Origin of the sequence: Ruegeria sp. HKCCA5426 (assembly GCF_013034585.1) — a bacterium.
Classification (GTDB): Bacteria; Pseudomonadota; Alphaproteobacteria; order Rhodobacterales; family Rhodobacteraceae; genus Ruegeria.
In genome coordinates this window covers 162074-176281 of the sequence record NZ_WQGH01000008.1, presented here as the reverse complement: position 1 = coordinate 176281, position 14208 = coordinate 162074, and the positions used below count along the sequence as shown (strand labels likewise).

Here is a 14208-nt window from a genome sequence, read left to right as displayed (position 1 = left end):
GACGGGGGCAGAGCCCCCGCCCTTTTGGATCAGGCTTTCGACAAGATCGACCAGATCTCATCCTTCAGGGCTGCGCGTTTCTTGCGCAGCTCGCCTTCGGCCAGTTCTTCCATCGGTTCAACATTGGTTTCCGCGCGGTGAACGCTGCGATTAATCTCGTGATACTCATCTGCCAGCCGCGCGAAATGCGCGTCCGACTGCTTGAGCTGGCTCATCAGGTCAACTTTGTCCGGAAACTCTTCGGCCAGTTCATGCGGGGTGTGGGACATTCCTGTTCGCTCCTTGAATATGTCGTTGCGTTTCAGACTATAGATGATTCCCATACCCCGCTTTGACGCGGATCAAATTACCGTTGTGCAGTAGCCCATTGCGGATGAATCCAGGGCCGGTCATTGGCCTTTGGCAAGGGATCTCGGCCCAGAAGATGATCCGAGACTTTCTCACCCACCATAATCGACGGGGCATTCAAGTTGCCGTTGGTGATCTGCGGAAAGATTGAACTGTCAGCCACACGCAACCCGTCCACCCCAATCACTCGGCCCTGCGGATCTACAACAGCATTCCTGTCGTCCGCCCGCCCCATTCGGCAGGTGCCGCAGGGATGATACGCGCTCTCGGCGTGCTCGGCGATAAAGCCGTTTAGCTCTTCATCGCTTTGAACGCCTTCACCCGGCTGAATTTCCTTCCCGGCAAATGGCTTGAAAGCCTCCTGCCCGAATATTTCACGCGTCAGTCGTATACAGGTCCGGAAATCCTCCCAGTCCTGTTCGTGGCTCATGTAGTTAAAGCGGATCACAGGTGCATCCTCGGCCCGCGCTGAACGCAAGGTTACAGACCCGCGCGACGGTGATCGCATCGGCCCTACATGCGCCTGAAACCCGTGCCCTTCGGCCGCCGCCTGCCCGTCATAGCGCACCGCGATTGGCAGGAAGTGGTATTGGATATCGGGGTACTCGACCCCTGGCTTTGACCGAATAAAGGCCGCACTTTCGAACTGGTTCGACGCCCCAAGCCCGGTTTTGGTGAACAACCACTGCGCCCCGATCAAACCCTTGCTGATCAGGTTCCAATGCTTATACAACGTGATCGGCTGCAACGACGCTTGCTGGATATACAGTTCCAAATGGTCTTGCAGGTTTGCCCCCACACCGGGGCGATCAGCGACAACCTCGATCCCATGTTCAGCCAATTGTGCCGCAGGGCCAATTCCAGACAGCATCAACAGCTTGGGTGAGTTGATCGACGACGCCGCCAGAACTACCTCGCGCCGTGCACGGATGATCTCTTTCTTGCCGCCTCGGATCAGTTCGACGCCCGTGGCTCGACCATTCTCAATTACGACCCGTGAGGCAAGACCGCGGACAATATCGCAATTCTCGCGCTTGAGGGCGGGCTTCAGATAAGCATTTGCCGCCGACCAGCGCCGCCCCTTCCAGACGGTCTGCTCCATCGGGCCAAAGCCTTCCTGCTTTTCGCCGTTATAGTCGCCCGTCACCTCGTACCCGGCTTGCTGACCCGCATCGACGAACGCTTTGAACAGTGGGTTCTCGCGCGGGCCGCGTGACACGTGCAACGGACCATCGGTGCCGCGCCACGCGGTATCGCCACCATGACCACCGTCGTGCCACGTTTCCATGCGCTTGTAGTAGGGCAGCACATCCGAGTAGGACCAGCCATCCGCGCCCATCTCGGCCCAGGTGTCAAAGTCACGCGCATGGCCACGTACATAGACCATGCCGTTGATCGAGGACGATCCGCCAATCACCTTCCCGCGCGGACAGGCCAGCCGGCGGTTGTTCAGATGCGGCTCGGGCTCGGACTGGTAGCCCCAGTCGTACCGCGCCATGTTCATCGGATAGCTGAGAGCGGCAGGCATCTGGATGAACGGTCCGGCATCGGTGCCGCCATGTTCTATTACCAGTACCGAGGCCCCGGCCTCGCTCAGTCGATATGCCATCGCGCAGCCAGCGGAGCCTGCGCCAACGATGACGAAATCTGCTTCCATTTTCGGGTCTCCATTGCCGCTTCATCGCCAAGATCTCTGTCGAATACTCTCAGCAAGACTGAAGGGGGTATTTCTAATTCAGTCAGTTATTCTCCTCGGGGAAAGCGCTGGCTTTCCTCGACGATATTAAGGTCCATGTGATTGCGCATGTAACGTTCGGACGCCTTCTGCAGCGGCTGATAATCCCACGGGTAATAGCCGCCCTGACGCAACGCCTCGTAAACGATCCAACGGCGGGCCTGGCTTGCACGGACATCTGCGTCAAAGCGGTCCAGATCCCAGCGAGCCTCGGACTTGGCGCGCAAGGTTTGCAGGGTGCCGGCGTGTTCGGGCTTGCCCGCAAGGTTTTCCAACTCGTGCGGGTCGGCCTCAAGGTCGAAAAGCTGATCGGGGTCCAATGCACAGCGATTGTATTTCCACTTGCCATAGCGCAGCGAAACCAGCGGGGCATAGGACGCCTCCGCCGCGTATTCCATTGCAACGGGGGCCGTGCGCTCAGATCCCTGCGCCAGCGGAACAAGGTTCTCACCATCGGTCCACGGCGCGATCTCGGCCATATCCACACCAGCCAGCGCACCCAGTGTTGGGGTCACGTCGATGGTTGAAACAGGCGTATCAATTCGGCCCACTGCAAGGTCAGGCGCTGAAATCATCAACGGCACACGGGACGAGCCTTCAAAGAAGGTCATCTTGAACCACAAGCCCCGTTCGCCCAGCATGTCACCATGGTCCGAGACGAACAGGATGATCGCTTCCTGGCGCGTGGTTTCCAGCACCTCAAGAATCTCGCCGATCTTGTCGTCCAGATAGGAGATGTTTGCGAAGTAAGCCTGCCGTGACTTGCGGATATCATCTTCAGTGATATCGAAGCTGCGCCAGTCGTTTGCGTCGAAAATCCGCTTGGAATGCGCGTCCTGATTGTCATAACCAAGGTCCGCGACCTCTGGCATCAGATGCTCGCAATCTTCGTAAAGGTCCCAGTATTTTCGGCGGGCCACATAGGGATCGTGCGGATGGGTAAAGCTGACGGTCACGCACCAAGGCCGCTCATCCTTGCCTCGCGCCAGATCGTACAGTTTGGCTTTCGCGTTGTAGGCAACCTCGTCGTCGTACTCCATCTGGTTCGAGATTTCGGCCACGCCCGCGCCCGTCACCGAGCCCATATTGTGATACCACCAGTCGATCCGCTCACCCGGTTTGCGATAATCCGGCGTCCAGCCGAAATCGGCGGGGTATATATCGGTGGTCAGGCGATCCTCGAACCCGTGTAGCTGATCGGGGCCGACAAAATGCATCTTGCCGGACAGACAGGTGTAGTACCCCGCCCGGCGCAGATGATGCGCATAAGTCGGGATGTCGCTGCGAAATTCAGCCGCGTTATCATAAACACCAGTCCGAGAGGGCAACTGCCCGGACATGAAGCTTGCGCGCCCCGGCGCGCATAGTGGCGATGCCGTATAGGCATTGGCAAACCGGGTCGAACGATCAGCCAGCTTTTTCAGGTTCGGAGCATGAAGCCATTCCGCGGGACCGTCTGGAAAGAGGGTCCCGTTCAACTGATCCACCATCAGGATCAGAATGTTCGGTTGTGTCATTTTTCAGCCTCGAGAAAGGTGTTGAGCACCCGAATGGCGTGATTAACCGCCAGTTGCGGTTCTTCCGGGGCACTAAGCGCGGCGCGGATATAAAGCCCGTCAATCAGCGCGATCATGTTTTCCGCCGCTTCAACCGGATCAGACAGCAGCGGCCGCAGCGCAAATATCAGATTTGACCGGATGCGGGCCTGATAAATCTGCCACAAACGAAGCGCGTCTTCGTTTGTCTGCGCAAGGACATAGAATGTCATCCATGCGGCGATCACGTCAGGCGTGAAACAGGACGGCGCAAAGCAGGATCGGATGATGGCTTGCGCACGTTCATCGGGTGCTGCGGACTTGAGCTCCTCCCGCGCTTCGGCCCCGAAGTCGGATAGGATTTGGCGCATCGCAGCAAGGAATATCTGATCCTTCCCACCGAAATAGTGATGGGCCAGCGCGCTGGACATCCCTGCACGTTTCGCAATTTGGCTTACGGTCACATCAAGGGATTTCTTGGACCCAAGCTCGGCAATCGTCGCCTTGACGATCGCATCACGACGAATTGGCTCCATTCCGAGTTTCGGCATCACGGCCCCCTCACCTGCTACTGGTAAGGAAACGCTATGCGGTTTTTATTGACTCGTCAATCAATAACGATTTTTTCGGCCGCTACACGCTTAAAGTTTGGGCGCGATACTGGGCGTGGTCAAGCTGCTGTGGTTCAGAACAGCTTCGCGCCATGCAATGAAACTTACGGCTGCAAGAATCAAAGTTCCCCCTGCAACGACCCAGATGTCGACGCTCTCGTGGAACACCAATGCGCCAAGAAGTGTGGCCCAGATCAGTTGCAAGAACGTCACCGGCTGAGTGACGGCCACAGGTGCTGCCTGAAGCGCAAGCGTCATGAAATAATGACCAAGAGTCGCAAAACTGGCGACTAGAAAGAGAACGCCCAGATCATACAGGCTGGGCGGGGTCCAAACCGCAGCGGCAAAGGGAACCAGTGCCACCGTTACCCAAATCGACATATGCGCGACAACGACCGAGGGCGGCAGGTCCCGCACCAGCGTTTTGGCCAACAAGTATGACGCCCCCAGCATCAGGGACGTCCCCAACATCGCCAGATGACCGGCCGAGATTTCACGAAAACCCGGGCGCAGAATGATGGCAACCCCGATCATGGCAACAAGGATCGCTGCAATCCGGCGAATGGCCAGCTTCTCGCCCAGAAACAGCGCCGCACCCAGAGTCACATAGACTGGCGTCATGTAATTCATGGCCGTGACCTCGGCCAACGGGATTTGCGTCATGGAAAAAAACCACAGCATGACCGCGACTGCATGGACCAGACCACGCACTCCGAACATCGCAACATGCTTGCGTGTCAGATGTGTGGTAACGATCAGGCGCAGCGCGGGCAGCAAAAAGACCAACCCAAAGGCAAACCGCAAAAAGGCCGCTTGAATAGGGTTCATGGACGTCCCCAGCGATTTGACCAGCGCTGTCATAACGACAAACGCCAAACCGGCGGAAAACATCCAGAACATGCCCGCGACAGGGCGATACAAAGCGGCTTGAGTTGTCATGTTAACGATTCAATACCGAATTGCCGCCGGGAACAACCCTTCACATCGCAACAAGCTTTGCCGCAAGCGTCAGCATCACGACCCCGATTACCACGTCCAGCACTTGCCATGCTCTGGGTCGGGCAAAGACAGGCGACAAAAGACTCGCCCCGTATCCGAGGGAAAAGAAGAAAACGAAACTGGCGGACATAGCCCCCAACGCAAAGGCCAATTGATCTTCGTATTGGGCGGAAATCGAGCCGATCAACACAACCGTATCCAGATAGACATGGGGGTTGAGCCACGTAAACGCGAGCACTGTCAGCAAAACGGATTTCAGGCTGGCCGTCTGCCCCTGCCCGACCTCCATAACGGCCCCGCCGCGCCAGGCCGAGCTGAGGCTGCGTAACCCGTACCACGTCAGGAATATCGCACCGCCATAGCGCATGGCCGTTTCAAACCAGGGAAAAATCTGCGCCAGTGTGCCGAAACCCGCGACGCCCGCTGCGATCAGAATTGCGTCTGAAACGGCACATGTCAGACACAAGGAAAACACATGTTCGCGCCGCAGCCCCTGACGCAGGACGAATGCGTTCTGCGCACCAATGGCAAGGATCAGACTAAAGCCAAGCACAAAGCCTGCAATCAGAGATGTGGACATGTAACCTCCTGTGTTTGGACGTTGACTATGCCCATCCTTGCGTTCTATCAAATTAAAGATGTTGATGCTGGTTAAGTTCTACTAATGATAATCGACCCCCATCACTTGTCTGCATTGTCGGCTATTTTGCGACACGGCAGTTTCGAGGCCGCGGCCGATGACCTGTCTGTAACGCCGTCGGCGATTTCTCAACGGATCAAGGCCTTGGAAGATCGTGTTGGGGCGGCTTTGATACACCGCGGCACACCTTGTACGGCCACCCCAATGGGGTTGCGGATCGCGCAACACGCCGAGGATATCGGATTGCTCGAAGCGAAACTGGCGCGAGAGCTTACCCTCGATCGCAAATCAGGTCCGGCGCGGGTGCGTATCGCAGTCCCGGCAGATTGTCTGGCAACCTGGTTTATTGATGCGATGGCCCAGGTCGACGACCTGCTGTTCGATCTGGTCATTGACGATCAGGATTACTCAGCCGAGTGGTTGCGGCGCGGCGAAGTCAGCGCCGCGGTATCCGTCGGCGGACAAACAATTGCCGGATGTGACGCGATTGCCTTGGGCGCGCTGAGGTATCTTCCCACGGCCAGTCCGGAATACCTGCGGACGTGGTTCCCAAACGGTGTAAACGAAGCCAGTTTAACCCGCGCGCCCTGCCTGACCTTCAATCGAAAGGACAGCTTGCAAAAGGAATGGATCGCCCTGCAGACGGGCCGCCGTCTTTCTCCGCCTTCGCACTTCCTGCCCTCTTCGCAGGGGTTCGTGGATGCGGCAATTGCAGGATTGGGATGGGGGATGAACCCGGTGGGTCTGGTGGAAACAGCCCTATCGGACGGACGGCTGGGATTGCTGGTTGAAGATGCGCCGCTGGATATCCCGATGACGTGGCAGGTCGGGCGTATTCTGGCCCCCGCGCTCAGGCCGTTAACCGCCGCTGTCCTGAAATGCGCCCAGCGCGCCCTTCGGCCTGACGCATAACTCGCTGATCAAGACTAAACTGGAACTTTGGAACGCGGAACAACCACGCGATAACATGCGATGGCAGCAAAAAGGCTTATAATAACGATGAACAGGATCGCCCAGGCCACTTCGTGCATATGGGCAATCCCTGCAAGTGCGGCAGACAGAATAACCCCGGAAATTCGGCAGATACTCTTGATAGCGGCGGCACCTTTTACCCGCTGATCTTTGGGCGCGACGTCAAGAAAGTAAAGCTTCCGCGCACTGCTGATCCCCGTAACTGCGACCGTCACAATAAACAACGCAACCGCGTGCAGGTGGACGTCATGATCGACACCCAAGTAGTGAACGGACAAAAGGGCAGCTCCGGTCACGGCGACCATCAGGTTTCCCGTAACCATGACCGCACGATGCGATTTCATGTTCACCAATTGCCACAACGGAGCCGAGACCAGATAGCCTGACGCCGATGAAATTATCATCGCGGTCAGACCCTTGGCCGAGGTGTGGTGTGCTTCGGCTGCGATCAGGGCGAAGAACGGCACAGATAGGGACACCACGACAATCGGCAGGCGCATGATCATATAGCGACGGAACCACGCCTCGTTAAACATGGCTGCGATATCCGTGAAATTCTCGGTGAACTTCCGTTTTTTCGCGGCAGAGGTTTTGTCGCTCATCGGTGGCCGCGAAGTTCCTTCGGACATCGCCAAAATGGACAGACCAGACAACACAAAGAATGTCACCGACACCGCAATAATCGCGGAATGGCGCGAAAATGGTGGGTTTTCCTTTGTAATTTCGTGAACCAATAGCGCCAGCCCGATGGCACCCAACCCACCAACGCCAAGCTGCAGATAATGCATGATCATCCGCGACTTTGATTGAACGTGATCGCCCAGAAGGTCAGTGTACATCAGCGATTGGATTTCTTCGATCAGACCGATCAGAAAGAACGCGGACACAAAGGCAATCGCGATAAGGGGAACCTTTCCGGTCGCGGCAATGACAAGTGCCACAACGAGGCATGCGCCTATTGCGATTTCCGTCATTGCGATACCGCGCTTCTTGCGCTCGCGGGCTGAAATCGGCTGGGCAAGGAACACATCGGAAATCATGCTGCCGACCATGCGCACCGATACCAGCGCACCCGCGACGAACATCGGCAGTTCCAGCGAAACGGCAAGAAAAGGCAAAACGATGGACGGGCTGCCAAGTGTCCAGGCGACCTGAGACAGAATGCTCTGCCCGGTCAGAACGGGGATGTTCCGTTTTGCAGTATTAGAAGGGCTGTTCGTCATTCACTCGATCATGTGACACCCCTTTTTCGGCCTGAATTAAGGCTAAGGGTCGATTGCGTTTCATGGCAGCTTACCGAGTTTAACAGCACCGGCCAAGCATCCAGAAAACGCAAACAAAAAACCCGGCCAATGGCCGGGTTCTTGCAGAGTAATTCAGGTTCGGATCAAAGTTGAGCCATAACCTCGTCCGATGCCTCGAAATTGGTTGTGACGCGCTGGACGTCATCATCGTCTTCCAACGCATCGACCAGCTTCATCAGCTTCTGCATGTCGTCCAAACCCAACTCGGTGGTCGTAGTCGGTCTCCAAACCAGCTTAGTCGACTCGGTCTCGCCCAGTGCCGCTTCCAATGCGTTCGACACGTCATTCAGATCGGTATCGGCGCACCAGATGATGTGACCCTCGTCCGAGCTTTCGACGTCTTCGGCACCTGCCTCGATCGCCGCTTCAAACACGGTATCAGCGTCGCCCACGGTCGCGGGGTAAACAACTTCGCCCTTGCGTTCGAACATGAACCCGACCGAGCCGGTCTCGCCAAGATTTCCGCCATTTTTCGAAAAGGTCGAGCGCACGGTCGACGCAGTCCGGTTACGGTTGTCGGTCATTGTTTCGACAATTACGGCCACACCGTTCGGGCCATAGCCCTCATACCGGATTTCCTCGTAATCGTCGCCTTCACCTGCGACCGACTTCTTGATTGCGCGGTCGATCACGTCCTTGGGGACCGAGTTCGACTTGGCCTCTTTCACCGCCAGACGCAGGCGCGGGTTCTTGTCGGGATCGGGATCGCCCATCTTGGCGGCGACGGTGATCTCTTTCGACAGCTTGGAAAACAGTTTGGACCGCGCGGCGTCCTGACGTCCCTTGCGGTGCTGGATATTGGCCCATTTGGAGTGGCCTGCCATGGTGCGTCCTCGTGATAGTGATTGCGTATTCGGCGCTCATATAGACGTTTGCGGGCCTCGGGATCAAGAGAGCGGCTTGTCCGGTGGCCACTTGCGGGTATGGTGTCGGCATGACGACAGATCAGATTATTCTATTTACCCTTTTTGCAACTGTATTTGGAATGCTGCTGTGGGGGCGTTACCGGTATGATCTCGTGGCGTTTTCCGCCCTGTTGATCGGGGTCCTGCTTGGGGTCGTACCAGTGGACGATGCCTTTGCCGGGTTCGGTCATCCGGCCACGATTATCGTGGCGCTGGTTCTTGTCGTTTCCGCCGGGCTGGTGCGGTCGGGTGCCGTTTTCATGATCACACGCACATTGGTCGATGCGTCGCGCGGCCTGGGTGCTCATATCGCTCTGATGGGCGGAATCGGGGCTGTTCTGTCAGCGTTCATGAATAACGTGGCAGCGCTGGCGCTTTTGATGCCTGTCGACATTCAGACCGCGCGAAAAGCGGGGCGGTCCGTCGGGCTAACGCTGATGCCGCTTAGCTTTGCGACCATTCTGGGCGGTATGGCCACGCTGATCGGCACACCCCCCAATATCATCATTGCCTCGATCCGCGCGGAAACACTGGGTGAGCCGTTCCATATGTTCGATTTTGCCCCGGTTGGCGGTCTGGCAGCTATTGCGGGCCTGGCTTTTGTCTCGTTGATTGGCTGGCGGCTGATTCCCAATCGCGGACCGCAAGAAGAAAGCTCCGAGGCGCTGGCCGAGTATATTGCCGAACTGACGATCCCACCGGATTCGGCCCACATCGGCAAACGGGTCAGCGAACTGTACGAGGTCGCCGAAAAATCGGACGTCGCCATCATCGGCCTGATCCGGGATGGCAAACGGCGGTACGGCCGTTCGGCACATGCAACCCTGCGCGAGGGCGACGCGCTTGTATTGGAGGCCCGCCCCGAAGCACTTGACGAATTCCGCGCGGCGCTGAACCTGAATTTCTCGGACACGCGTCGACAGGAATTGCTGACGGCCGAAGGTGATGGGCTGGAAGTGATCGAAGTCGTCGCCACCGAGAGCGCGCGCATTACTGGACGTACCGCGCAAGGGTTGGGCTTGGCTTGGCGCCAAAGCACGGTTCTTATGGGTATCTCGCGCCAGGGTCGCAGGATCACCCAGCAAGTTCGGAAAACTGAAGTCGAGGCCGGTGATATCCTTTTGCTGCTCTGCCCACGCGACCGGAGTGCGGATGTCACCGAATGGCTTGGATGCCTGCCTTTGGCTGAACGCGGGTTGAATGTCACCGCCAATGACAAGGCTTGGCTGGCGATTGGCCTGTTTGCTGCTGCCGTTATTGCAGCCAGCGTTGGGCTGTTCTACCTGCCGATTGCGCTGGGGCTGGTGGTCGTTGCCTACGTGCTGACCAAGATCATGCCCATTGCAGATCTCTACAACCATATCGAATGGCCCGTGGTCGTTCTGCTGGGGTCGATGATCCCGTTGGGCAGCGCGCTTGAAACCTCTGGCGGTACGGAACTGATTGCAAACGGGCTGATCCAACTCACCAATGGAATGCCCGCCTGGGCTATTTTGACGGTGCTGATGGTCGTCACGATGACGCTGTCCGATGTGCTGAATAACACGGCAACGGCGATCGTTGCCGCCCCGGTGGGCATCCAGATGGCCCGCACGCTTGAGGTTTCGCCTGACCCGTTTCTAATGACCGTCGCCGTCGCAGCCTCGGCCGCGTTCCTCACGCCGATCGGACATAAGAACAACACGCTGGTGCTGGGCCCCGGCGGGTATCGCTTTGGCGACTACTGGCGCATGGGGCTGCCGCTGGAAATTCTGATCATTGCGGTTTCGATCCCCGCAATCCTTGTGTTCTGGCCGCTGTGACGGGTAAAGGCTGCGTATGAAACGATTTCTGATCCTGCAACTGCGCCCTGAAACCGATGCATCAGACGCTGAGTATGCCTCGATCCTGGACAAGACCGGGCTGACACCCGACCAGACGCATCGTTTCCAGCTGGACCGCGAAGACCTGCCCGAAGGTTTGAACGTGACGGATTATGCAGGCGTGATTGTCGGCGGAGGTCCCGGTTGTGTCAGCGACGACCCGGCGACAAAATCTGCGGTCGATGCGCGGGTTGAGGCGGCGATCATGGGGCTGATGCCGCAGATCACCGCGCAGGACCATCCCTTCATGGGGTGCTGTTACGGTTTGGGGATTCTGGCGGCCCATCTGGGCGGAGAAGTCAGCAAAGATCGCTTCGGCGAACCCGTCGGCCCATCTACTTGCCGCCTGACGGAAGACGGAATGCAGGACCCGCTGACCTCGGGGCTAGAGCCACGCTTTGACGCCTTTGTTGGCCACAAGGAAGCGGTTCAGGCCTTGCCCGAGGGTTGCGTGCACCTGTTGGCCTCGGACCCCTGCCCGTTTCAGATGATCCGTTGGGGCCAGAACGTATATGCCACTCAGTTCCATCCCGAAGCCGACGCACGCGATTTTGAAGAACGGATCAACATCTACAAGCATCACGGCTATTTCCCGCCCGAAGATGCCCAGCGCCTGATCGACATCTGCCATGCGGCGGACGTCACCCAGCCGCGCAAAATCCTTCGGCGGTTTGCACAACGGTATGGATGACCCTACGGCGCTGTTGCCTGATCGCGCGCCCCTCGCATAGGCTGCCCGGAACGGCTTTGGGAGGAGTTGTTCTTGGATCTCATAATAAATGTCGGCCTGCCCTTGTCGCTGGCCATCATAATGCTGTCATTGGGCATCGGGCTGGAAGTCGCCGATTTTCGCCGTGTCCTAAGCAGGGGCTACCCGTTCGCGATCGGCGCCATATCGCAGATTATCCTGCTGCCCGTTGCGGCCTTTGCGACGGTCAAACTGTTTGCCTTGCCGCCGGAAATCGCGGTCGGCTTCATGCTTCTCAGCTTTTGCCCCGGCGGGGTCACAAGCAATATCCTGTCCAAACTGGCCAAGGGCGACGTCGCGCTTTCCGTTAGTCTGACAGCGGTCATAAGCCTGTTGTCCATGCTGACCGTTCCCATTCTGGCCGCTTGGTCCATTGCTCATTTCATGGGAGAGGACGCGCCCGAAGTCTCGATCACAGGGTTGGCCATCGCCCTGTTCCTGATCACCACACTGCCCGTCGCCATCGGCGTCAGCATCCGACATTTCGCAACCGGGTTCGCCAATCGGGTCGACGCGCCGTTATCAAAGCTTGCCACGATCCTGTTTGTCCTGATCGTCATTGCCGCGCTTGCCGGTAACTGGCAGTTGTTCGTGGACAATCTCAGCGTTATGGGCGCAGGCTTGATTACACTGAATATCGCCTTGCTGCTGATTGGCCTTGGTTTAGCGCGCGCCGCAAATCTGTCGTGGGATGAGAGTAAGACGGTCTCAATCGAAACCGGCATTCAGAACTCGACCTTAGGAATAACACTGGCCGCCTTGATTACAGGCACCGAAAGCGGGTTTAGTCCACTTGCGCTTCCGTCCGCCGTTTACGGGATCACGATGTACGCGGTCGCCCTTCCCCTGATCCTTTGGTTCCGCCGCCGCTGAGAGGAGTTTTCATGTCCAACAATACTGCTGACGCCATTGTCGTCGGGGCTGGTCTGGCTGGTCTGGCCGCCGCAGCCGAACTAGGGGATCGCGGCAAGAAAGTGATCATACTGGATCAGGAGCCGCAGCACTTTCTTGGCGGGCAAGCGTTCTGGAGCCTTGGCGGACTGTTCATGGTCGACACGCCCGAACAGCGCCGGATGGGAATTCGCGACAGTCACGAACTGGCCATGAGAGATTGGCTGGGCAGCGCCCAATTCGACCGGGACGACGACGCCTGGCCGCGTAAATGGGCGGAAGCCTATGTCGAGTTCGCCGCCGGGGAAATGCGCCCCTGGCTGCATGATATGGGTCTGCGGTGGTTCCCAATCGTCGGCTGGGCAGAACGCGGCGGGTCCTATGCGGACGGTCACGGAAACTCGGTTCCCCGGTTTCACATCACATGGGGTACCGGTCCGGGCGTTTTGGAACACTTCATCCGCCGTGTGCAAGAGCATGTCGCCACCGGACTGGTCGAGATCAAGTTCCGCCATCAGGTCAGCCACATCATCATGCAAAACGGCTGCGCCAAAGGTGTCTCGGGCGAAGTGTTAGCCGATGACCCCGCCCAGCATGGGGCCAAAACCAACCGCGACGAAGTCGGAGAATTCGAGATTTACGCACCATCTGTCATCGTCAGTTCCGGCGGGATCGGTGGTAATTTCGAGATGGTCCGCAAGAACTGGCCCCGCGACCGGCTTGGGGAACCCCCAAAGGATATGGTTGCGGGCGTGCCCTTTCACGTTGATGGCCGAATGATCGCGATCAGTGAAAAGGCTGGTGGGCACGTGATCAATGGCGACCGGATGTGGCATTATACCGAAGGGGTGCGAAACTGGAATCCGATCTGGCCCTCGCACGGAATTCGTATCTTGCCCGGCCCAAGTTCGATGTGGTTTGATGCGCGTGGAAACCGGATGAAACCACCCTGCCTGCCGGGGTTTGACACACTGGGCACACTGAAGGAAATCTTGAAAACCGGGTATGAATACAGCTGGTTCGTCCTGACCCAGAAGGTGATCAAAAAAGAATTCGCGCTTTCGGGGTCCGAGCAGAACCCTGACATGACCGATGGCGGTTGGCGCGAAGTTCTGTTGCAGCGCATTTTGACCGGCTCGAAGGCAACAGCCCCGGTTGAGGCGTTCAAGGAACACGGTGAGGATTTCATAGTCGCCAATACGTTGACCGAGCTGGTGAGCGGCATGAATCAGATGGGCAGTGGTCTGATCGACGAAGCCCACCTTCGCGCCCAGATCGAAGCGCGGGACTCACAGATCGACAATCCGTTCACCAAAGATGCGCAGATGGCGGAGATTCTGGCGGCGCGCAACTATCGCGGGGATCGTTTGATCCGAACCGCCAAACCGCACAAGTTTCTTGATCCGGCCAATGGGCCACTGATCGCGGTTAAGCTGCACGTTCTGACCCGTAAAACTCTGGGCGGTCTGCAAACAAATCTCGACAGTCAGATGGTCGGAGCCGACGGTCAGGTCGTCCCCGGCCTGTTTGCCGCCGGAGAGGTCGCCGGGTTCGGTGGTGGCGGCTACCACGGGTACAACGCGCTCGAGGGCACGTTCCTTGGGGGCTGCATTTTCTCTGGCCGCAATGCCGGGCGGTCTCGGGCCGTCGCGTGACGG

The 14208-nt window shown here is 57.9% G+C and carries 13 protein-coding genes; 5 read left to right on the top strand and 8 right to left on the bottom strand.

The window, feature by feature from the left end; all coding sequences use genetic code 11:
• Nucleotides 1-29: 29 nt before the first annotated feature.
• The 6 genes from GOV87_RS14740 to GOV87_RS14715 all read right to left on the bottom strand — a co-directional run bounded on the left by GOV87_RS14740 (nt 30) and on the right by GOV87_RS14715 (nt 5808).
• A complete protein-coding gene (locus tag GOV87_RS14740) occupies nt 30-269 on the bottom strand; it encodes a YdcH family protein (protein ID WP_171120501.1) in 240 nt (79 codons plus the stop codon).
• A gap of 77 nt (nt 270-346) precedes the next feature.
• On the bottom strand, nt 347-2005 hold the full coding sequence (gene betA, locus GOV87_RS14735; protein ID WP_171212287.1) for a choline dehydrogenase: 1659 nt from the start codon (nt 2003-2005) through the stop codon (nt 347-349).
• Nucleotides 2006-2091: 86 nt separating this feature from the next.
• On the bottom strand, nt 2092-3600 hold the full coding sequence (gene betC, locus GOV87_RS14730; RefSeq protein ID WP_171212286.1) for a choline-sulfatase: 1509 nt from the start codon (nt 3598-3600) through the stop codon (nt 2092-2094).
• Nucleotides 3597-4169 (bottom strand): transcriptional regulator BetI, encoded by a 573-nt coding sequence (gene betI, locus GOV87_RS14725; RefSeq protein WP_171120494.1) that lies wholly within the window; start codon nt 4167-4169, stop codon nt 3597-3599. Before betI ends, betC begins: the two co-directional genes overlap by 4 nt.
• Nucleotides 4170-4259: 90 nt before the next feature.
• On the bottom strand, nt 4260-5168 hold the full coding sequence (locus GOV87_RS14720; RefSeq protein WP_171212285.1) for a DMT family transporter: 909 nt from the start codon (nt 5166-5168) through the stop codon (nt 4260-4262).
• A 40-nt stretch (nt 5169-5208) separates the two neighbouring features.
• Complete coding sequence (locus GOV87_RS14715) at nt 5209-5808, bottom strand: LysE/ArgO family amino acid transporter (RefSeq protein WP_171122402.1); 600 nt, start codon at nt 5806-5808, stop codon at nt 5209-5211.
• Nucleotides 5809-5892: 84 nt separating this feature from the next.
• On the opposite strand from GOV87_RS14715, the gene GOV87_RS14710 reads away from it, so the two are divergent.
• Nucleotides 5893-6780, top strand: coding sequence for a LysR family transcriptional regulator ArgP (locus GOV87_RS14710; RefSeq protein WP_171212284.1), 888 nt, complete (start codon nt 5893-5895; stop codon nt 6778-6780).
• Between the two features lie 14 nt (nt 6781-6794).
• Here the strand turns inward: GOV87_RS14710 and GOV87_RS14705 are convergent, their stop codons facing one another.
• Both GOV87_RS14705 and GOV87_RS14700 read right to left on the bottom strand, forming a co-directional pair.
• A complete protein-coding gene (locus tag GOV87_RS14705) occupies nt 6795-8063 on the bottom strand; it encodes an MFS transporter (RefSeq protein ID WP_171212283.1) in 1269 nt (422 codons plus the stop codon).
• Nucleotides 8064-8227: 164 nt separating this feature from the next.
• Nucleotides 8228-8968 (bottom strand): YebC/PmpR family DNA-binding transcriptional regulator, encoded by a 741-nt coding sequence (locus GOV87_RS14700; protein WP_171120485.1) that lies wholly within the window; start codon nt 8966-8968, stop codon nt 8228-8230.
• 110 nt (nt 8969-9078) lie between these two features.
• Between GOV87_RS14700 and GOV87_RS14695 the strand changes: the two genes are divergently transcribed.
• The 4 genes from GOV87_RS14695 to GOV87_RS14680 all read left to right on the top strand — a co-directional run bounded on the left by GOV87_RS14695 (nt 9079) and on the right by GOV87_RS14680 (nt 14205).
• Nucleotides 9079-10851, top strand: coding sequence for an SLC13 family permease (locus GOV87_RS14695; protein WP_171212282.1), 1773 nt, complete (start codon nt 9079-9081; stop codon nt 10849-10851).
• Between the two features lie 16 nt (nt 10852-10867).
• A complete protein-coding gene (locus tag GOV87_RS14690; protein ID WP_171122393.1) occupies nt 10868-11602 on the top strand; it encodes a glutamine amidotransferase in 735 nt (244 codons plus the stop codon).
• Between the two features lie 72 nt (nt 11603-11674).
• The gene (locus GOV87_RS14685) at nt 11675-12532 is read left to right on the top strand and encodes a bile acid:sodium symporter family protein (protein WP_171212281.1); all 858 of its coding nucleotides are present in this window, start codon (nt 11675-11677) and stop codon (nt 12530-12532) included.
• An 11-nt stretch (nt 12533-12543) separates the two neighbouring features.
• Complete coding sequence (locus GOV87_RS14680) at nt 12544-14205, top strand: FAD-binding dehydrogenase (protein ID WP_171212280.1); 1662 nt, start codon at nt 12544-12546, stop codon at nt 14203-14205.
• Nucleotides 14206-14208 lie beyond the last annotated feature (3 nt).